This window comes from Burkholderia sp. Bp9015, from assembly GCF_003853505.1.
In the GTDB taxonomy this organism is placed as follows: domain Bacteria; phylum Pseudomonadota; class Gammaproteobacteria; order Burkholderiales; family Burkholderiaceae; genus Burkholderia.
On the sequence record NZ_QTPZ01000021.1, the window covers coordinates 46,677 to 64,774 of the forward strand.

General features: G+C 71.2%; 15 protein-coding genes. 14 read left to right on the plus strand and 1 reads right to left on the minus strand.

Annotation, left to right across the window (positions count from 1 at the left end; genetic code table 11):
- Positions 1 to 195: 195 nt before the first annotated feature.
- From DIE12_RS22105 to DIE12_RS22115, 3 genes are all read left to right on the plus strand, one after another.
- Positions 196 to 1,731, plus strand: coding sequence for an FAD-dependent oxidoreductase (locus DIE12_RS22105; protein ID WP_124521665.1), 1,536 nt, complete (start codon positions 196 to 198; stop codon positions 1,729 to 1,731).
- 397 nt (positions 1,732 to 2,128) lie between these two features.
- On the plus strand, positions 2,129 to 3,334 hold the full coding sequence (locus tag DIE12_RS22110; protein WP_044848161.1) for a zinc-dependent alcohol dehydrogenase: 1,206 nt from the start codon (positions 2,129 to 2,131) through the stop codon (positions 3,332 to 3,334).
- A gap of 29 nt (positions 3,335 to 3,363) precedes the next feature.
- Positions 3,364 to 3,696: a four-helix bundle copper-binding protein gene (locus DIE12_RS22115; RefSeq protein WP_124521807.1), complete on the plus strand. Its 333-nt coding sequence runs from the start codon at positions 3,364 to 3,366 to the stop codon at positions 3,694 to 3,696.
- 4 nt (positions 3,697 to 3,700) lie between these two features.
- Here the strand turns inward: DIE12_RS22115 and DIE12_RS22120 are convergent, their stop codons facing one another.
- Positions 3,701 to 5,296 carry an ATP-binding protein gene (locus DIE12_RS22120; RefSeq protein WP_124521669.1) on the minus strand — a complete coding sequence of 532 codons (1,596 nt, stop codon included), beginning with the start codon at positions 5,294 to 5,296 and terminating at the stop codon, positions 3,701 to 3,703.
- Between the two features lie 305 nt (positions 5,297 to 5,601).
- Between DIE12_RS22120 and DIE12_RS22125 the strand changes: the two genes are divergently transcribed.
- The 11 genes from DIE12_RS22125 to DIE12_RS22175 all read left to right on the plus strand — a co-directional run bounded on the left by DIE12_RS22125 (position 5,602) and on the right by DIE12_RS22175 (position 18,078).
- Positions 5,602 to 5,967 carry a chemotaxis protein gene (locus DIE12_RS22125; protein WP_124485772.1) on the plus strand — a complete coding sequence of 122 codons (366 nt, stop codon included), beginning with the start codon at positions 5,602 to 5,604 and terminating at the stop codon, positions 5,965 to 5,967.
- A gap of 356 nt (positions 5,968 to 6,323) precedes the next feature.
- Positions 6,324 to 7,223, plus strand: a complete 900-nt coding sequence (locus DIE12_RS22130) for a BON domain-containing protein (protein ID WP_124521671.1) — start codon at positions 6,324 to 6,326, stop codon at positions 7,221 to 7,223.
- A 53-nt stretch (positions 7,224 to 7,276) separates the two neighbouring features.
- A complete protein-coding gene (locus DIE12_RS22135; protein WP_185641248.1) occupies positions 7,277 to 10,108 on the plus strand; it encodes an ABC transporter transmembrane domain-containing protein in 2,832 nt (943 codons plus the stop codon).
- Complete coding sequence (locus DIE12_RS22140) at positions 10,050 to 10,577, plus strand: hypothetical protein (protein ID WP_082088721.1); 528 nt, start codon at positions 10,050 to 10,052, stop codon at positions 10,575 to 10,577. Before DIE12_RS22135 ends, DIE12_RS22140 begins: the two co-directional genes overlap by 59 nt.
- A gap of 178 nt (positions 10,578 to 10,755) precedes the next feature.
- Complete coding sequence (locus tag DIE12_RS22145; RefSeq protein WP_124521673.1) at positions 10,756 to 11,508, plus strand: SDR family oxidoreductase; 753 nt, start codon at positions 10,756 to 10,758, stop codon at positions 11,506 to 11,508.
- A complete protein-coding gene (locus tag DIE12_RS22150) occupies positions 11,499 to 12,110 on the plus strand; it encodes an HAD-IIIA family hydrolase (protein ID WP_044848165.1) in 612 nt (203 codons plus the stop codon). The genes DIE12_RS22145 and DIE12_RS22150 overlap by 10 nt, the downstream gene beginning before the upstream one ends.
- Complete coding sequence (locus DIE12_RS22155) at positions 12,107 to 13,318, plus strand: glycosyltransferase family 9 protein (RefSeq protein WP_124521808.1); 1,212 nt, start codon at positions 12,107 to 12,109, stop codon at positions 13,316 to 13,318. Before DIE12_RS22150 ends, DIE12_RS22155 begins: the two co-directional genes overlap by 4 nt.
- Positions 13,319 to 13,321: 3 nt before the next feature.
- Positions 13,322 to 15,067, plus strand: coding sequence for a carbamoyltransferase C-terminal domain-containing protein (locus DIE12_RS22160; protein WP_124521809.1), 1,746 nt, complete (start codon positions 13,322 to 13,324; stop codon positions 15,065 to 15,067).
- Complete coding sequence (locus DIE12_RS22165) at positions 15,064 to 16,065, plus strand: glycosyltransferase family 2 protein (protein WP_124485777.1); 1,002 nt, start codon at positions 15,064 to 15,066, stop codon at positions 16,063 to 16,065. Before DIE12_RS22160 ends, DIE12_RS22165 begins: the two co-directional genes overlap by 4 nt.
- On the plus strand, positions 16,062 to 17,138 hold the full coding sequence (locus tag DIE12_RS22170) for a glycosyltransferase family 9 protein (RefSeq protein ID WP_124521679.1): 1,077 nt from the start codon (positions 16,062 to 16,064) through the stop codon (positions 17,136 to 17,138). The genes DIE12_RS22165 and DIE12_RS22170 overlap by 4 nt, the downstream gene beginning before the upstream one ends.
- Positions 17,128 to 18,078: a glycosyltransferase gene (locus DIE12_RS22175; RefSeq protein WP_124521681.1), complete on the plus strand. Its 951-nt coding sequence runs from the start codon at positions 17,128 to 17,130 to the stop codon at positions 18,076 to 18,078. Before DIE12_RS22170 ends, DIE12_RS22175 begins: the two co-directional genes overlap by 11 nt.
- Positions 18,079 to 18,098 lie beyond the last annotated feature (20 nt).

Below are 18,098 nucleotides of genomic sequence, written 5' to 3' on the forward strand. Positions count from 1 at the left end.
TTGCTCGGCTCGCCGGCCCCCCGCGCACGGGCATCCGGCGTGTTGCGCCGCAACGTCGATGACGTTCTACGCCGGTCGCGGATCGCGTACAAGCCACAGTCCGTGTTTGCGTGCGCTGCGGGGTCGTCTGTACCTGTTCTTTTCGGGAAGGACGCCGATAATGGGATCGTTACCCCACACTCCGGGAGCCACGCCATGTCCGGAAGCGACGCCTCGTCTTCACGTCCCGATCTCGCGCAGGGGATCGCGCTCGACGACCTCGCCGACGGCGCGATGATCGAGGGCCAGGTCGGCGACGCCACGGTGCTGCTGGTGCGCCGCGCCGACGAACTGTTTGCCGTGGGCGCGCAATGCCCGCACTACGGCGCGCCGCTCGCCGACGGGCTGCTGGTCGGCGATACGATCCGCTGTCCGTGGCATCACGCGGCGTTCTGCCTGCGCACCGGCGAGCTGTTGCGCGCGCCGGCGCTCGACGGCCTGACGTGCTGGCGCGTCGAGCGGCGCGACGGCCGCGCGGTCGTGCTCGATGCGCGGCCAGCCGCATCGCCGCCCGCGCTGAACGCGGCGGGGCTGCCCGCATCGGTGGTGATCGTCGGCGGCGGTGCGGCCGCGATCGCGGCGGCCGTGACGCTGCGCCAGGAAGGCTATCCGCATGCGATCACGCTGCTGAGCGCGGACAGCGAGCCGCCGTACGACCGGCCGAACCTGTCGAAGGACTATCTGGCCGGCACGGCCGAGGCCGACTGGCTGCCGTTGCGCGGCGCGTCGTTCTATACCGACCAGCGCATCGACGTGCGCTGCGGCATGCGCGTCACGCGGATCGATCCCGCGCAGCACGCGGTCGAGCTCGCGGACGGCAGCCGCGTCGGCTACGGCGCGCTGCTGCTGGCCACCGGCGCCGAGCCGAACCGGCTGACCGTGCCGGGTGCGGATCTGCCGCACGTGTGCGTGCTGCGTTCGCGGGCCGATTGCGAGGCGCTGATCGGCAAGCTGAAGACGGCGCGGCGCTGCGTCGTGATCGGCGCGAGCTTCATCGGCCTCGAAGCGGCCGCCGCGCTGCGCACGCGCGGGCTCGACGTGCAGGTGGTCGCGCCCGACGCGCATCCGATGGCGCGCGTGCTCGGCGAAGCGCTCGGCGACACGATCCGCGCGCTGCACGAAGCGCACGGCGTGGTGTTCCATCTCGGCGCGACGCCCACGCAGATCGCGCCGGAGCGCGTGACGCTGTCGAACGGCGACGCGCTGCCGGCCGATGTGGTGGTGGTCGGCATCGGCGTGCATCCGGACCTCGCGCTCGCGCAGGATGCGGGGCTCGCCGTCGATCGCGGCGTGACGGTCGACCGTTTCCTGCGGACGAGCGCACCGGACATCTACGCGGCCGGCGACATCGCGCGCTGGCCCGATCCGTTGACGGGCGAACGCATACGCGTCGAGCACTGGGTCGTTGCTGAGCGGCAGGGCATCGCCGCGGCGCGCAACATGCTCGGCCAGCAGCGGCCGTTCGACGCGGTGCCGTTCTTCTGGAGCCAGCACTACGACCTGACGGTCCGTTATGTCGGACATGCGGAGCAATGGGACCGCGTCGAGATCGACGGCGACCTGCGCACGCATGACGCTTCGGTCGCGTTCTGGCGCGGCAACGCACGGCTCGCGGTCGCGACGATCGGCCGCGATCTCGACTGCCTGCGCGCGGAAGCGGCGCTCGAGCAGCAGGGCACGACGCGCGCGTGAACGGGCTGCCGACTGTGCGCTGACCGGTACACGCTCTGGAAAAAAGAGTTGCGCACACAACTGTCATCGCATCGTCGCGGCTTGCGCAGAGACCGCCGAGCCGGACAGACTCCCGTGACTCTCGACTGCGGTTTCTCGACCGAGGTGATCGCGGCGCCGTTCGCGATCATGAACCCGAGCGTGAACATTCCGGTATTTCCGGTGCCGACATGGAGGTGCAGTCGACACGATGCGCCGCACGGCCGCGCTGCCGGCCGCGATCGGCATGTCGATCGACGACGACGCACCGGCCGGCTGACCACGCACCGCACCGACCCCTGCGCGCACGGGCGCGCGCCTTGCTCGAACAGTGTGACGGTACTTGCACCGTTACCGCTTTCGACAAGGAGGGCCTGACATGAAAGCAGTCGTATTTCACGGCATCGGCGACATTCGCATCGATACGGTACCCGACCCGCAAGTCGTCGACGTGACCGATGCGGTCGTGCGCCTGACGGCCAGCGCGATCTGCGGCACCGACCTGCACATGGTGCGCGGCACGCTCGGCGGGATGAAGCCCGGCACGATCCTCGGCCATGAGGGTGTCGGCATCGTCGAGACGGTCGGGCGCGACGTGCGCAACCTGAAGCGCGGCGATCGCGTGCTGATTCCGTCGACGATCGCGTGCGGCAGCTGCGTGTACTGCCGCGCGGGCTACACCGCGCAATGCGACGTCGCGAACCCGGGCGGGCCGCGCGCGGGCACCGCGTTCTACGGCGGCCCGGCCGACACGGGGCCGTTCGACGGGCTGCAGGCCGAATACGCGCGCACGCCACTCGCGAACGCGAGCCTGATCCGGTTGCCGGACGCGATCGACGACGACCGGGCGATCCTGATGTCCGACATTTTTCCGACCGGCTACTTCGGCGCGCAGCTCGCGGAAGTGAAGCCGGGCGACACGGTGGCCGTGTTCGGCGCCGGGCCGGTCGGCCAGTTCGCGATCGCGAGCGCGAAGCTGATGGGCGCCGGGCGCGTGATCGCGATCGACCGCATCGCGTCGCGGCTCGAGATGGCCTGCGCGCAGGGCGCCGAGACCATCGACTTCTCCGAGGAAGACCCCGTCGACACGGTGCTGCGGCTCACCGGCGGGATCGGGGTCGATCGTGCGATCGATGCGGTGGGCGTCGACGCGATGCGCGCGACGCATGGGCCGGCCGCCGCCGACCACGACGCGGCGCGTGCATTCGATGCGGAAGTCGACGCCGTCGCGCCGCGCCGCAAGCCCGACGGCCGCTACTGGACGCCCGGCGACGGGCCCTCGCAGGTACTGCAATGGGCGGTGCGCGCGGTCGCGAAGGCGGGCACGGTCGCGGTGATCGGCGTGTATCCGCCGCAGGCGCGCGTGTTTCCGGTCGGCGAGGCGATGAACCGGAACCTCACGATCAAGATGGGCAACTGCAATCACCGGACCGTCACGCCGCACCTGATCGAGCTCGTGCGCAGCGGTGCGTTCGACCCGGCGTCCGTGCTGACGCGCTGCGAGCCGCTGACGAACGCGATCGACGCGTATCGCGCGTTCGACGTGCGCGAGCCGGGCTGGCTGAAAGTGAAGCTGACGCCATGACGCTGCGAACCGCAACGAGGAGTGCTGCCATGAACGGGTTCCATGATCTCTACGACAACTGCATGTCCGCGTGCGATGCGTGCGCGCATGCATGCGACGCGTGTACGGCGGGGTGCCTGGCGGACCCCGACACGCACGCCCTGGCCGCTTGCATCGCGCTCGACATCGAGTGCGCGCAGCTGTGCCGCCTTGCCTCGGCCGCGATGGCTCGCGACAGCGTGCTCGCGCCGCAGGTGTGCGCCCTGTGCGCGCGTGCGTGCGAGGTGTGCGCGGCCGAATGCCTGCTGCATGCGCACGACCATTGCCGGCGCTGCGCGCTGGCATGCGATGCGTGCGCGGCGATGTGCCGCGCAATGGCATGAGCGGCTACGGCGCGCCGTGAACCTTGCGCGCGACGCGCTCCAGCAGCGCGTCGAGCACCGCCATCTCGACGGGCTTCACGAGGTGATCGTCGAAGCCCTCGCTCGCGGTGCGTGCGAAGTCGGCCGGGCTCGCATGGCCGGACAACGCGACGCAGGTCGTGCCGGCCAGCGCATCGATCGCGCGCAGTTCGCGCAGCAGCGTGAAGCCGTCGACGTCGGGCATCGACAAGTCGACGAGCATCAGGTGCGGAACGATGTCGCGCGCGAGCGCCAGCGCGTCGTCCGCGTGGTACGCGACGCGCGGCGCGTGGCCCTTGATCTGCAGCAGCACGGCGAGCGTGTCGGCGGAGTCGCGATTGTCGTCGACTATGACGATGCGCAGCGGCGCGCCGGCCGGCGGCTCGGTCGTGCGCGGCGCCGGCGCCGGCGCGTCGCCCGGCGTCGGGCGCATCGCGCGCTCGAGCGGCAGCCGCACCGTGAACGTCGCGCCGTGGCCGGGGCCGGCGCTTTCCGCGGTGATCCTCCCGCCGTGCAGCTCGACGAACGACCGGCAGATCGCGAGGCCGAGCCCGAAGCCGTCCGACGCGCGCCGGCCCGGCACGCTTTCCTGTTCGAACAGGTCGAAGATCGATTCGAGCGAACCCGGCGCGATGCCGACGCCGTGATCGGTGATGCGAATCGCGACGACCGCCCCTTCGGCGCTCGCGCTGACGTCGATGCGCGCGCCCTGCGGCGAGAATTTCGACGCGTTGTCGAGCAGGTTGTGCAGCACCTGCACGAGCCGCGCGGCGTCGCCGCGCACCACCAGCGGATCGGCCGGCAGGTCGACGCGAATGTTCTGCTCGCGTGCGGCCAGCTTCGGCTGGACGCTTTCCACGCCGCGGCAGACGACGTCGCGCACGGTCACCGGCGCGTGGTCGAGTTGGACCTTGCCGGCGGTGATGCGCCCGACGTCGAGCAGGTCGTCGACCAGCCGCGTCAGCTGGCCGACCTGGCGATGCACGGCGTCGCGGCATTGCGCGAGCGCGGGTGCCGGATCGGGCAGGCTCTGCAGCACGCCGACCGAATTGCGCAGCGGCGCGAGATGGTTGCGCAGCTCGTGCGCGAGCATCGCGATGAACACGCTGAGCCGGTGCGTCGACACCTCGAGTTCGGCGAGCCGCTTGCGCTCGGTCATGTCGCGCGTGATCTTGATGAAGCCGGCCAGCTGGCCCGCATGGTCGTGCACGGCCGTGATCGTCACGCTGGCCCAGAACAGCGAACCGTCCTTGCGCACGCGCCAGCCTTCGTCCTCGAAGCGGCCGTGCACGACGGCTTCGCGGAGCCCGAATGCGGGCCGCCCGGCGACGATCGCATCGGGCGGATAGAAACGCGAGAAATGGTGGCCGACGATCTCGGCCGTCCGATAGCCCTTGATGCGCTCCGCGCCCGCGTTCCACGTCGCGACGTTACCGTGCGCGTCGAGCATGAACACCGCATAGTCGGTGATCGCACCGACGACGGTCTCGAAACGGAACTCGGCGAAGCGGTGCAGCAGGTCGCGTGCATCGGCGGGCCCGAGCGGCGGGTGGAGATCGGAAATGGCGTCGTCTTTCTTCATCGGAACGGCAAGTCGGATGCGGGCGGAGAAACGCCGCCCCGCCGCGGCCGGACGAGCCGGCTGCGGCCATTCAAATCGGATTGACACCCCGAAAGCATAAGGGAGGTCGAATCGCCTGATCAATGGGGGCGCATGGCCTGTGCCGCGTCGCGCCCGCAGTGCGAAATCCTGCCGGTGGCGGCCCGGCGACGGCGGCGCGGCATGCCGATTGCGTCGCCCTCCGGTCCGCACGCCGCGGCCGGCCCGGCGCGAAAGCCGGCCTCCGGCGGCGGCGCGCCGCTTCACGGCTACCCGAGGGCATCGACATGAACAGCACACTGAACCCCGACAACGAACCGGCCGGCCCGGACGACGACAACGTACGGCGCGGCCGCGACGGCCGCGCGCTGGGTCCGAGCGATTCGTCCGACAGCGGCAGCGACACGGCCGGCGCGCGGCGCCATCCGTTCGACGTCGATTCGCCGCTCGACGAGCACGCGCTGGAGCGCGGCGACGCGGCCCTCGACAGCGATACGGACCGCGCGGGCACTGGCGAGCGCGCGTCGGCGGACGGCGACGCGGGGCTCGAGGAAGGCGCCGATATCGAGCCGGATCGCACGGAACGGCTGAGCGAGCCCGGCGGCACCGAGGATCCGGATGCGCCGGACGAACCGGGTGCGGGCGGCGCATAGGGTCGCTGTACCGCGACCCTCCGCGCAAAAACTGCAATTGCGTTGCAGATAGGGGCGTCCGGCCAGGGGCACCGCGCAAAGGGTGCCCGGCCAGGTGCGCCCTGCCAGGGACACCCGCCGAGGCGCGACGATCCGCATTGCCCCCGTCAGCGCGCTGCGCGGCGATCGCGACGTGGACCGCGATCGTCGGCGCGGGCGTGCCGCCCTGGGCTTCGCCGCGCCCCCGCGGTGTGCTGGCCAACGGGCGGCACGCGACTTGCATCAACCTGACCGACGTGCGCCGCGACGCGACATGGGTCCGGGTCCGCACGCGGCACACGCGCGATCAGGCACAGGCGCGATCAAGGAGGGACACGATGCAACGACGATCTCCCGGACGGCAAGCCGAACGGAGCGGCCCGCCCGACTGGCAGGAGCGCGGCGAACGCGCGTACCGGGACACCGGCGAGCGCGATTTTCGCGGCGACGAATCCCGGCGCCACGATGCCGACTACGAATCCGCGTACCGGCGGTTCGCGAGCGAGGACGTCGGCCCGGAAGACTGGGGCAGCGAATGGAGCGAGCGCTCGGCCCGCTCGTCGGCCGAACAGCGCGGCGCAGACGCCGGCGCCGACTGGCGCGGTGCGCCGGGCGGGCCGGGCGGCCCCGGCGGTTCGCGCGATCCGGCGTGGGAGTCCGGGCGCGGCTACGGCAACCGCGGCCGCACAGCGGAAGGCGGCCAGGGACGTGAAGGCGCCCATGCCGACCAGCCGCGGTTCCGCGGCCAGCACCGGACGGGCTGGCATGGCGGCGAGGGCGACTACGACGCCTACAACGGGCGCGACCAGCGCCGTGCCGATACGTCCGGCCTGTCGCGCTTCGGCGACGCCGCGCAACGCGAGGCCATGCGGCATCGGCGCGGCCCGAAAGGCTACACGCGTTCGGACGAGCGGATTCGCGAGGACGTCTGCGAGCGGCTCGCGCATGCGCTCGACATCGACGTGAGCGATGTCTCCGTGCAGGTGCGCGACGGCCGCGTCGAACTCGACGGCACCGTGCCGCAGCGCTGGATGAAGCACGACATCGAGGACATCGCCGACGGCTGCATGGGCGTGCGCGACGTCGAGAACCGCGTGCGCGTGCGCCGCGACGGCGAACAACCCGATACGGGCATGGTGCTGCATCCGTCCCAACGCACGGTCACGCCGACGCAGCCTGCGGCGCGCGATCCCGAACCGGGTAGCGGCGCCGGTCGCGAGCGCGATCCGCGCCGTTGACGGCCGATGCGCGGGACGACTCGGCCAAGGCCACGGACACAGCCAATGCGCGCATGACGACCGGCTCTGACGACGGACCGCGTGACGACGGCGACATTCGCGACGATCGCGACTCGAGCGCCAGCGCGCCGCGCGACGGTCGCGGCCGCGACGCACGTGGCCTGCGCGCGCGCATCGCGGTCGAGCTGTGGCGCGCGATCCGGCATTACCGCGCGCGCGTGCTGGCCGCGCTGGCGCTGCTGCTGCTCGCGAAGGCGGCGGCCGTTTCGGTGCCGCTGCTGCTGAAGGACATCGTCGACGGGCTGGGCCGCACGGCCGGCCAGCCGGTCGCGCTGCCGGTTCTGCTGCTGTTCGCGTATGCGGTCGTGCGCTTCGCGGCGAACGCGCTGAACGAAGTGCGCGACATGACGTTCGTGCAGGTCACGCAGCACGCGGTCGCGTCGTTTACGGTCCGCACGTTCGGTCATCTGCACCGGCTCGGCGCGCGCTTTCATTCGCAGCGCGAGACCGGCGCCGTCGTGCGCGACCTCGAGAAAGGCACGGCCGGGATCGGCTACCTGCTCGGCGTCGCGGTGTTTACCGTCGTGCCGACCGCGATCGAGATCGGCTCGGTGCTGGTGATCGTGATCGGCAAGTATGGCGGCGGCTTCACCGCGATCATCCTCGTCACGTTCGCCGTCTATGCGGCCTACACGACCGTCTTCACGCGCCGGCGGATGCGCTACCAGCGTCGCGTGAACGTGCTCGAGGCCGAATCGAACGCGCGCGTGGTCGACAGCCTGCTCAACGTCGATACGGTCAAGTACTTCGCGCGCGAGGACGTCGAGCGCAGCCGGCTCGAACGCGTGCTCGACGCATGGCGCGAGGCCGGCGTCGACAACCAGTACGCGCTGTCGGCGCTGCATATCGGGCAGAGCGCATGCATCGGTGCGGGCATCGCGGCGGTGATGCTGCTCGCCGGCCAGCATGTCGCGCGCGGCACGATGACGGTCGGCGATCTGGTGCTGATCAACGCGTACATCATCCAGATCAGCCTGCCGCTGAACGCGCTCGGCTTCGTGTTCCGCGAGGCGCACGACGCGATGACGAACATCGAACGATTGTTCGGCCTGCTCGACGCCCGCGGCAAGCCGGGCGAGGAGGGCGACGCGCCCGGCGCGCAGCCGCTCGCGGTGCGCGGCGGCGCGATCGAGTTCGAGCACGTCGACTTCGGCTACGAGCCGAGCCGCCAGATTCTGTGGGACGTGTCGTTTCGCGTCGAGCCGGGACAGTCGGTCGCGGTGGTCGGCGGGAGCGGCTCGGGGAAGTCGACGCTCGCGCGGCTGCTGTTCCGGCTGTACCAGCCCGATGCGGGGACGATCCGGATCGACGGCCAGGACCTGCGCCTCGTGACCGAGCGCAGCCTGCGCGATGCGCTCGGCATCGTGCCGCAGGACACGATCCTGTTCAACGACACGCTGGCCTACAACATCGCATACGGCAAGCGCGACGCGACGCGTGGCGACGTGATCGCGGCCGCGCGCGGCGCGCAACTCGACGCGTTCATCGAGCGGCTGCCCGATGCGTACGACACGCGTGTCGGCGAGCGCGGCGTGCGGCTGTCCGGCGGCGAGCGGCAGCGTGTCGCGATCGCGCGCGCGCTGCTGAAGGCGCCGCCGATCGTCGTGTTCGACGAGGCGACGTCGGCGCTCGATACGCGCTCGGAGCGCGCGATCCAGCAGGAACTGATGCGCGTCGCGCGGCACCGCACGAGTCTCGTCATCGCGCACCGGCTGTCGACGATCGTCGACGCGGACCGGATCCTCGTGATGGAGCATGGCCGGCTCGTCGAGCAGGGCACCCACGACGAACTGCTGGCGAGCGACGGCGTGTATGCGCAGATGTGGTCGCTGCAGGCGAAGCAGCGCGAACTGGAGCGCACCGAGGCGAAGTTCGCGCTGCAGCCGGTGCGGATCAACCCGCTGGTGGCGCAGGTGCTCGATGCGCTGGCGGAAGCCGCCGCGCGCCGCGGCGTGCCGGTGTTCCGCGAGCTGTCGAACGAGGACCTGGTCGTCAAGGCCGATCCGGCCGCACTGCGGCGCTTCGTGTGGGAGCTGTGTCGCGGCGGGATCGACACGAGCGGCGGCGGGCGGGTCGAGGTGCGCACCGCGCGGCACGACCCCGACGCGCGGATCACGATCACGTGCACCGGCGTCGACGCGCCGGAGCTGTCGCTGGCCGATCTCGAACGGCTGCAGGGCGCGATCGAGGACGCGGGCGGCTACGTCGTTCGCGAGCGCGACGACGTCGGCGTGACGTTGCACCTGTCGCTGCCGCTGTGCGCGGTTGCGCCGGCGTCGCTGCAACCGGCCGACGCTGCCGCGCCGAATCCCGGGCCGGGCGCCGTTGCGGCCGCGGACGCGAAGCCGCTCGACGGCGTGCGCATCGCGTGCGTCGACGATCACGACGAGGCGCGCGAAGCGCTTGCCGCGCTGCTGCAGGTCGCCGGTGCGGACGTGCGTGTGTTCGCGTCCGGCCACGCGCTGCTCGACGAGATGCGGAACATGCGCCGCGCGGACTGGCCGGCGCTCCTGGTATGCGACATCGACCTTGGCGCCGACGAGGAAGACGGCTACACGGTGATGCGCCGCGTGCGCCAGCTCGACGCCGAGCGTGCGCGCGACGGCCGGGCGCCGCTCGAAGCGCTCGCGTTGTCGGGCCATGCCCGCGAGCGCGACCGCACGCGCGCGGTCGAAGCGGGTTTCCACGCCTATCTGACCAAGCCCGCGGCAGCGGCCGACCTGATCGCGACGCTGCGGGCGCTCGCGCTTTCCTCCGGAGATATCCATGCCGAACCTTTCGAATCCGACGCCCCCCGAAGTCCTGACCGAGCGCCGCGCCGGTAGCGCGTTCGCCGACCGCCAGGCCGCGGTCGCCGCCGTCGAGCTGCTGTTGCCGACGTTGTCGGCCGCGTTGCAGAGCGACTTCGTCGGCGACAGCGGCTGCCTGCACGTCGTGATCATGGATCCGGCGCTCGGCCCGCGCGACGCGGCGTTCGAGGATGCGATCCTGTACGAGTTCTCGCTGCCCGATCCGAAGGACTGGGATGCCGATTATCGTGCGTACGCCCGCGCGAAGGCGCGGCTGTCGTGGGAAACCGGCCGCGACGGCCACGTCGTGCAGGCGCTCGAGCCGTACCGGCTGCGCGCGGGCGACACGAACCTGTGGGGCGGCGTCGCGCAGCACGGCATCGTGGTCGGCGTGTCGGGTGCGCAGCCCTGGTTCGACGAGGCGTTCGCGGGCTGCATCGCGCACTGCCTGCGTGCGCTCGCGAAACACCGCGCGCAGGCGACGCCGGACGCGCTCGCGATCTGAGCGCGGGGCGAGCGGGCCGGTTTTTACAGCCGGTTATAAAAAAGCCAGCGGGCGCGCGGGGGGAGCGCGATGTGGCGCGGGCGTTCGCGCAATGGCACGGTTTTCGCTGTACCTCTGGTACGACGTTTGTCACGACAAGTGTCAACGCCTCGATATTCCGGACGCTTACAGGAGGTGCATGTTGAACGCGACTCACGATCCAGCGCGAGCGTCGCTCGCCGGTCGCACCGCGCTCGTGACGGGCGGCGGTCGCGGCCTGGGCGAGGCCATTTGCGAGGAACTGGCGCGACACGGCGCACACGTGATCGTTGCCGATCTCGACGGCGATCGCGCGGCGGCCGTCGCGCAGCGCCTCGAGCGGCATGGCGGTCGCGCGGTCGGTCGGCCGCTCGACGTGCGCGACGAGGCGTCGGTGCTGCAGGTCATGCACGACGCGCGCGAGGCGCTCGGCGACGTCGACGTGATCGTCAACAACGCGGCGATCGACGTGACCGCGCCGATCGACGACGTCAGCGTCGCCGCCTGGCAGCAGGTGATGATGACCAACCTGTTCGGCCCGTACCTGATGTGCCACGCGGCCGTGCCGATGATGAAGGCCCGCGGCAGCGGCCACATCGTCAACATCGCGTCGACCGCATCGAAGCGCGCATGGCCGAATGCGTCCGCGTATCACGCGACGAAGTGGGGGCTGCTCGGGTTGTCGCATGCGTTGCATGCGGAGCTTCGGCCGGCCGGCGTGAGCGTGTCGGCGATCGTCGCGGGCGGGATGCACACGCCGTTCCTCCTCGATCGCTTCCCCGACATCGACGTGGACACGCTGCAGCCGCCGGAACACGTCGCGGCGGCCGTGCGTTTCGTGCTGACGCAGCCGCCGGGCACCGTCGTGCCGGAACTGATGGTGCTGCCGATGAAGGAGACGTCATGGCCGTGAGTCGCGCGCGACGGCTGCCCGGCGCGGTGCTGCTCGACAAGGACGGCACGCTGCTGGAGGACCTGCCGTACAACGTCGACCCCGCGCGGATGCAGCTTGCGCCGGGCGCCGCGCGCGCATTGCGCACGCTCGGCGCGACGGGCATGCCGATCGCGGTCGTGTCGAACCAGCCGGGCGTCGCGCTCGGCTACTTTGCCGAATCGAAGCTTGGCGCGGTCCGTCAGCGTCTCGCCGAATTGTTCGAAGCGAACGGCGCGGTGCTGGCGGACTTTTTTTATTGCCCGCATCACCCGGCGGGCAGCGTGCCGCGCTACACCTGCGACTGCATCTGCCGCAAGCCGCGCCCGGGGATGGTGCGCCGCGCGATCGCCACGCTCGGCGCGGTCGCCGAGTGGAGCTGGATGATCGGCGACATTCTCGACGACGTCGAGGCCGGCCGCGCCGCGCGCTGCGGCACGATACTCGTCGACCGCGGCAACGAGACGCAATGGCGGCTCGATGCCGCGCGCACGCCGCACCATGTGGTCGACCGGCTCGACCTCGCCGCCGACCTCGTCGCGCGCGAGGCCGTGCGCCGCCACGGCTCGTGGGTGCGGCGATGAGCGCCGCCTGGGATCGCGCGCGGCGCATTCTGTGCGTGCGCCTCGACAGCCTCGGCGACGTGCTGATGACGACCCCCGCATTGCGCGCGCTGAAGGAGAGCGGGCGCGGCCGCCGGCTCACGCTGCTGACGTCGCGCACCGGCGCCGCGCTGGCGAAACACCTGCCGATGGTCGACGACGTGTGGACGTACGACGCGCCGTGGGTCAAGCATCCGGACGTGCGCGGCGATCCGGTCGTCGATCTCGACATGATCGACCGGCTGCTGGCCGGCCGCTTCGACGCGGCCGTGATCTTCACCGTATACAGCCAGAGTCCGTTGCCGGCCGCGATGATGTGCTGGCTCGCGGGCATCCCGCTGCGGCTCGCGCATTGCCGCGAGAACCCCTACGAACTGCTGACCGACCGCGTGCCCGAGACCGAGCCGGATTCGCGCGTGCGCCACGAAGTCGCGCGCCAGCTTGCGCTGGTCCGCGCGATCGGCGCGAAGACGTGCGACTGGCGCATGGCGTTCGAGCCGGGCGATGCGGCGCGACGCGCGCTGCACTCGCGCTTGCGCGCGGCGCTGCTGCGCATCGGCGGCCCGCGCCGGCCGGCGCCGGCGCGCACGCGCTGGCTGGTCGTGCATCCGGGCGCGAGCGCGGCATCGCGGCGCTGGCCGGCCGAGCGCTTCGGCGACGTGGCCGCGCGGCTCGCGCCGCTGTTCGACGGCATCGCGGTGACGGGCGGCACCGACGAGCGCGCGCTCGTCGATGCCGTGTGCGAACGCGCGGGGCCGCGCGCCGTGCCGCTCGCCGGCGTGCTGCCGCTCGGCGAGCTCGGCGCGCTGATCGAGACGGCCGACCTGCTGCTGACGAACAACAGCGGTCCCGTGCATCTCGCGGCCGCGCTCGGCACGCCGGTCGTCGATCTGTACGCGCTGACCAATCCGCAGCACACGCCGTGGCGTGTGCCGCACCGCGCGTTGAACGTCGACGTGCCGTGCCGCAACTGCTACCGCAGCGTCTGCAACCAGCCCGGCCATCCGTGCCTGCTCGGCGTGAGCGTCGACGATGTCGTCGAGGCGACGCACGGCTTGTTGCGCCGCAGCGCGCGCCATGCGCAACACGCGGCCGCGCGCGCCACCTTGCACGCTGCCGAGCCAGTCGCGGCGAACGCGTCGAGCGTGTCGAACGTGATTCCGTTCGCGCAAGTCATCACGAGGACCTGACGCATGCCTGCTCCGACCTATACGCTCGGCATCAATGCCGCCTTTCACGACAGCGCCGCGTGCCTCGTGCGCGACGGCGCGGTGATCGCGGCGGCCGAGGACGAACGCTTCACGCACGTGAAGCACGCGAAGCGGCCGGTGCCGTTCTCGACTTGGGAGCTGCCGTTTCACGCGATCGACTATTGTCTGGCGGAAGCGGGCATCGCGCTCGCGGACGTCGACCATGTCGCGTATTCGTACGATCCGTGGCTCGAACTGGACCGTCACGGCGACGCGCCCGAGCTGACGCTGCCGCTCGCACCGTCCGCGCATGCGCGGCGTGCCGACGGCGCATCGCCGTGGCATCCGTTGTTCCTGTCGTCGATCGTGAACGCGCCGCGCCAGCTCGCGGGCGGCGCGCCGCACCACCTGCAGCGGCGCTTTCGCGGCGTCGCGCACGACGGGCCGTTTCGCTGGCATTTCATCGAGCACCATCTCGCGCACGAGGCGAGCGCGTTTCTCGCGGCGCCGTACGAGCACTGCGCGGTGATGACGATGGACGGACGCGGCGAACGCGCGACGACGAGCTACGGCGTGTTCGACGGCCAGTCGTACCGGCGGCTCGGCCAGGTCAACCTGCCGCATTCGCTCGGCCTGCTGTACGAGCGCGTGACCCGCTACCTCGGCTTCCTGCATTCGTCGGACGAGTACAAGGTGATGGCGCTCGCGTCGTACGGCAAGCCGGTGTTCGCGGACGCGATGCGCAAGCTGGTGAGCTACAACGGCGACGGGCGCTACGAGGTTGCCGACGGCGATCTCGTCGCGCTGTTCGGCGCGCCGCGCGAGCGCGGCGGACCGATCGAGCCGCATCACTGCGACATCGCGCATGCGCTGCAGCTGGTGCTCGAGGAAACGACGCTGCAGGCGGTCGACTGGCTCGCGGCCGAGAGCGGCGAGCAGCAACTGGCGATGGCGGGCGGCGTCGCGCTGAACTGCGTGATGAACGCGAAGATCCGCGATCGCGGCCCGTTCGACGACGTGTGGGTTCAACCGGCGGCAGGCGACGCGGGCACCGCGCTCGGCGCCGCGCTGTGGACCGATTTCCGGATGCGCGGGATGCGCGGCGACTGGCGGATGGATCACGCGTATCTCGGGCCGTCGTACGGCGACGATGCGATCGAGGCGTTCCTGAAGGAGGCGCGGCTGCCGTACCGGCGGCTCGCGGACGTCGCCAGCCAGACGGCCGCGCTGCTCGCGGCAAACCGCGTGATCGGCTGGTTCCAGGGCCGCATGGAGTTCGGGCCGCGCGCGCTCGGTGCGCGCTCGATCCTCGCGTCGCCGATCGATCCGGACATGCAGCGCAAGCTGAACCGGATCAAGGATCGCGAGGACTTCCGGCCGGTTGCGCCGGTCGTGCTAGAAAGCCACGCACACCACTGGTTCAACGGCGGGCGGCGCACGCCGCTGCGCGCGCCGTTCATGCTGTTCGTGTACGACATCGCGCCCGGCGCCGAGGCGACGATTCCGGCGGTGCGCCACATCGACGGCACCGCGCGCGTGCAGACCGTCGACGCACACCAGCATCCGCTGCTGCATGCGCTGCTGTCCGAGTTCGACGCGCTGACCGGCGTGCCGGTGCTCGTCAACACGTCGTTCAACACGCGCGGCGAACCGATCGTCTGCACGCCGCGCGACGCGCTCGAGTGCTTCTGGACTTCGCCGCTCGACGCGCTCGTGATCGGTTCGTTCCTGCTGGAGAAGCCGAGATGAACATGCGCGACACGCAACTGCCGCCGGTCGTGTCGGTCGTCGTGCCGACGTACCGGCGGCCCCGCCTGCTCGAACGCTGCCTCGACGCGCTGTGCGCGCAGGTGTTCGATCCGACCACCTACGAGATCGTCGTCGTCGACGACGACCCGGCCGGCAGCGCATGGGAAACCGTCGACGCGTGTCGTGCGCGCATGACCGACGTGCCGGTGATCCGCTACATGACCGCGCCGGATACGCAGGGGCCGGCGGGCGCGCGCAACATCGGCTGGCGCAGCGCGCGCGGCGCGCTGATCGCGTTCACCGACGACGACACGATTCCCGATCCGACCTGGCTGCGCCACGGCGCTGCCGCGCTGCTGGCCGAACCGTCGGCGGCGGCCGCGGCCGGGCGCATCGACGTGCCGTTGCGAGCGCGCCCGACCGACCACGAGCGCGACGCGGCCGGCCTCGCGCATGCGGAATTCGCGACCGCGAACTGCTTCGTGCGGCGCGCGGCGCTGGAGCGCGTAGGCGGGTTCGACGAGCGCTTCACGCGCGCATGGCGCGAGGACGCCGACCTGATGTTCGCGCTGCGCGAGCATGCGGGGCCGATCGTCGGCGTCGATGCCGCGCGGATCGTGCATCCAGTGCGTCCCGCGCGCTGGGGCGCGAGCATCGGCCAGCAGTCGAAGGTGTATTTCGACGCGCTGCTGTACAAGAAGCATCGCGCGACCTACCGGCGTCATATTCGCGCGATGCCGCCGTGGAATTACTACGCGGCCGTGCTGTTCGCGCTCGGCGCGCTCGGCTGTTTCGCGGCCGGATGGCGCGTGCCGGGCATCGCATGCGCGGCGGCCTGGGCCGTGATCACGGCCGCATTCTGCGCGAAGCGGCTGCGCGGCACGCGGCTCACGCCGTCGCATGTCGCCGAGATGATCGTCACGTCGATCGCGATTCCGCCCGTGTCGCTGTACTGGCGCGTGCGCGGTGCGCTCCACTTCCGGGTGTTCTTCCTATGATGCTCGAATCCGTTTCGTCGTCCGGTCCGATGCGCATCGCGGTGTTCCGCGCGCTGCAGCTCGGCGACATGCTGTGCGCGGTGCCGGCGCTGCGCGCGCTGCGGCGCGGCGAGCCGGATGCGCGCATCACGCTGATCGGCTTGCCGTGGGCGCGCGAGTTCGCATCGCGCTTCTCGGACTACATCGACAATTTCATCGCGTTTCCAGGCGCGCCGGGCCTCGGCGAGCAGCCGGACGCCGAGCCGGCCGCGCGCGAGGCATTCGTCGCGGAATGCCGCGCGCGCGACTTCGATCTCGCGATCCAGCTGCACGGCAGCGGCGTGCAGACCAACGCGATCGTCGCGTCGCTCGGTGCGACGCGCACCGCCGGTTTCGTGCCGCCCGACGGCGGCACGACCGCGCTCGACTGTGCGCTCGTCTGGCGCGACGGCGAGCCCGAGGTCACGCGCTACCTGGCGCTGACCCGCAAGCTCGGCTATCCGGACTGGGGCGACTACCTGGAATTTCCGCTGGGCGGCCTCGACTACGCGCTGTGGCACGTGCTGTGCGACGAGCATGCGCTCGATCCGGGCCGCTACGTGATCGTTCATCCGGGCGCGCGGATGGCGTCGCGGCGCTGGCCGGTCGAGCGTTTCGCGAGCGCGGCACGCCAGCTCGCGGACGACGGCTGGCAGATCGTGTTGACCGGCACGCGCGCGGAACTCGCGCTGGCCGGCGCGTTCGTCGAACATCTCGCGCGGCCGTGCGTGAACCTGTGCGGGCGCACGCCGCTCGGCGCGCTGGCCGCGCTGATCGGCCGCGCGCGGCTCGTGCTGTGCAACGACACGGGCGTGTCGCATGTCGCGGCGGCGTTCGGCACGCCGAGCATCGTCGTCGCATGCGGCAGCGACACGGCCCGCTGGGCGCCGCTCGACGCCGAACGCCATCGCGTGCTCGCGCACTATCCGGCCTGCCGGCCGTGCGCGTTCGACACCTGCCCGTACGGGCACGAGTGCGCGACGGCGATCGGCGTCGACGACGTGATGGAGCGGGCGGGCAAGCTGCTCGCGGAGGAGAGACGTCATGTCACGTAAGCGCTTGCGCGTGCTCACCTGGCACGTGCATGGCAACTATCTGTATTACCTGTCGCAGGCGCCGCACGATTTCTACATCGTGACGAAGCCGCAGCATCCGCCCGGTTACGCGGGTCGGGTCGGGCACCTGCCGTGGGGCGACAACGTGTACGAGGTGCCCGTCGAGTGCGTGCGCGACACCGAGTTCGACTGCGTGCTGTACCAGCATCACAATCACTACGCGCACGACCGGTTGCGGCTCCTGAGCGACGCGCAGCGTGCGCTGCCGGCGCTGTTCGTCGAACACGATCCGCCGCGCGAGCACCCGACCGACACGCTGCACCCCGTGCAGGACCCGAACGTGTTGCTGGTGCACGTGACGCCGTTCAACGCGCTGATGTGGGACAGCGGCGTCACGCCGACGCGCGTGATCGAGCACGGCGTGCTGCTGCCCGACGGTGTCGAGTATCGCGGCACGCTGCCCAAGGGCGTGACGGTCGTGAACCACCTCGCGCGACGCGGGCGGCGCCTCGGCGCCGACCTGTTCGAGACCGTGCGTCACAGCGTGCCGCTCGATCTGGTCGGGATGGGCTCGGCCGAACTCGGCGGCATCGGCGAGGTGCCGAATCCGGCGCTCCCGCAGTTCCTGTCGCACTACCGCTTCTTCTTCAATCCGATCCGCTACACGAGCCTCGGGCTCGCGGTGATCGAGGCGATGATGATCGGGCTGCCGATCGTTGCGCTCGCAACGACGGAGATGGCGCAGCTCGTGAGGAGCGGCTGCAACGGGGTCGCCGATACGCGGCCTGCCGTATTGATCGACGCGATGCGCATGCTGCTCCGCGATCCGGATCTCGCGCGCGAGTGGGGCGCGGCGGCGAAGCGCGACGCGTGCGAGCGGTTCGGGATCGAGCGGTTCGTGCGCGAGTGGGACAGCGCGTTGTGCGACGTCGCGGCGTAGACCGGGCGGCCGCCGTCGCG

Excerpts from the sequence above, each read along its gene's own strand:
- DIE12_RS22105 (WP_124521665.1), top strand. The coding sequence starts at position 196 with ATGTCCGGAAGCGACGCCTCGTCTTCACGTCCCGATCTCGCGCAGGGG.
- DIE12_RS22110 (WP_044848161.1), top strand. The coding sequence starts at position 2,129 with ATGAAAGCAGTCGTATTTCACGGCATCGGCGACATTCGCATCGATACG.
- DIE12_RS22115 (WP_124521807.1), top strand. The coding sequence starts at position 3,364 with ATGAACGGGTTCCATGATCTCTACGACAACTGCATGTCCGCGTGCGAT.
- DIE12_RS22120 (WP_124521669.1), bottom strand. The coding sequence starts at position 5,296 with ATGAAGAAAGACGACGCCATTTCCGATCTCCACCCGCCGCTCGGGCCC.
- DIE12_RS22125 (WP_124485772.1), top strand. The coding sequence starts at position 5,602 with ATGAACAGCACACTGAACCCCGACAACGAACCGGCCGGCCCGGACGAC.
- DIE12_RS22130 (WP_124521671.1), top strand. The coding sequence starts at position 6,324 with ATGCAACGACGATCTCCCGGACGGCAAGCCGAACGGAGCGGCCCGCCC.
- DIE12_RS22135 (WP_185641248.1), top strand. The coding sequence starts at position 7,277 with ATGACGACCGGCTCTGACGACGGACCGCGTGACGACGGCGACATTCGC.
- DIE12_RS22140 (WP_082088721.1), top strand. The coding sequence starts at position 10,050 with ATGCCGAACCTTTCGAATCCGACGCCCCCCGAAGTCCTGACCGAGCGC.
- DIE12_RS22145 (WP_124521673.1), top strand. The coding sequence starts at position 10,756 with ATGTTGAACGCGACTCACGATCCAGCGCGAGCGTCGCTCGCCGGTCGC.
- DIE12_RS22150 (WP_044848165.1), top strand. The coding sequence starts at position 11,499 with ATGGCCGTGAGTCGCGCGCGACGGCTGCCCGGCGCGGTGCTGCTCGAC.
- DIE12_RS22155 (WP_124521808.1), top strand. The coding sequence starts at position 12,107 with ATGAGCGCCGCCTGGGATCGCGCGCGGCGCATTCTGTGCGTGCGCCTC.
- DIE12_RS22160 (WP_124521809.1), top strand. The coding sequence starts at position 13,322 with ATGCCTGCTCCGACCTATACGCTCGGCATCAATGCCGCCTTTCACGAC.
- DIE12_RS22165 (WP_124485777.1), top strand. The coding sequence starts at position 15,064 with ATGAACATGCGCGACACGCAACTGCCGCCGGTCGTGTCGGTCGTCGTG.
- DIE12_RS22170 (WP_124521679.1), top strand. The coding sequence starts at position 16,062 with ATGATGCTCGAATCCGTTTCGTCGTCCGGTCCGATGCGCATCGCGGTG.
- DIE12_RS22175 (WP_124521681.1), top strand. The coding sequence starts at position 17,128 with ATGTCACGTAAGCGCTTGCGCGTGCTCACCTGGCACGTGCATGGCAAC.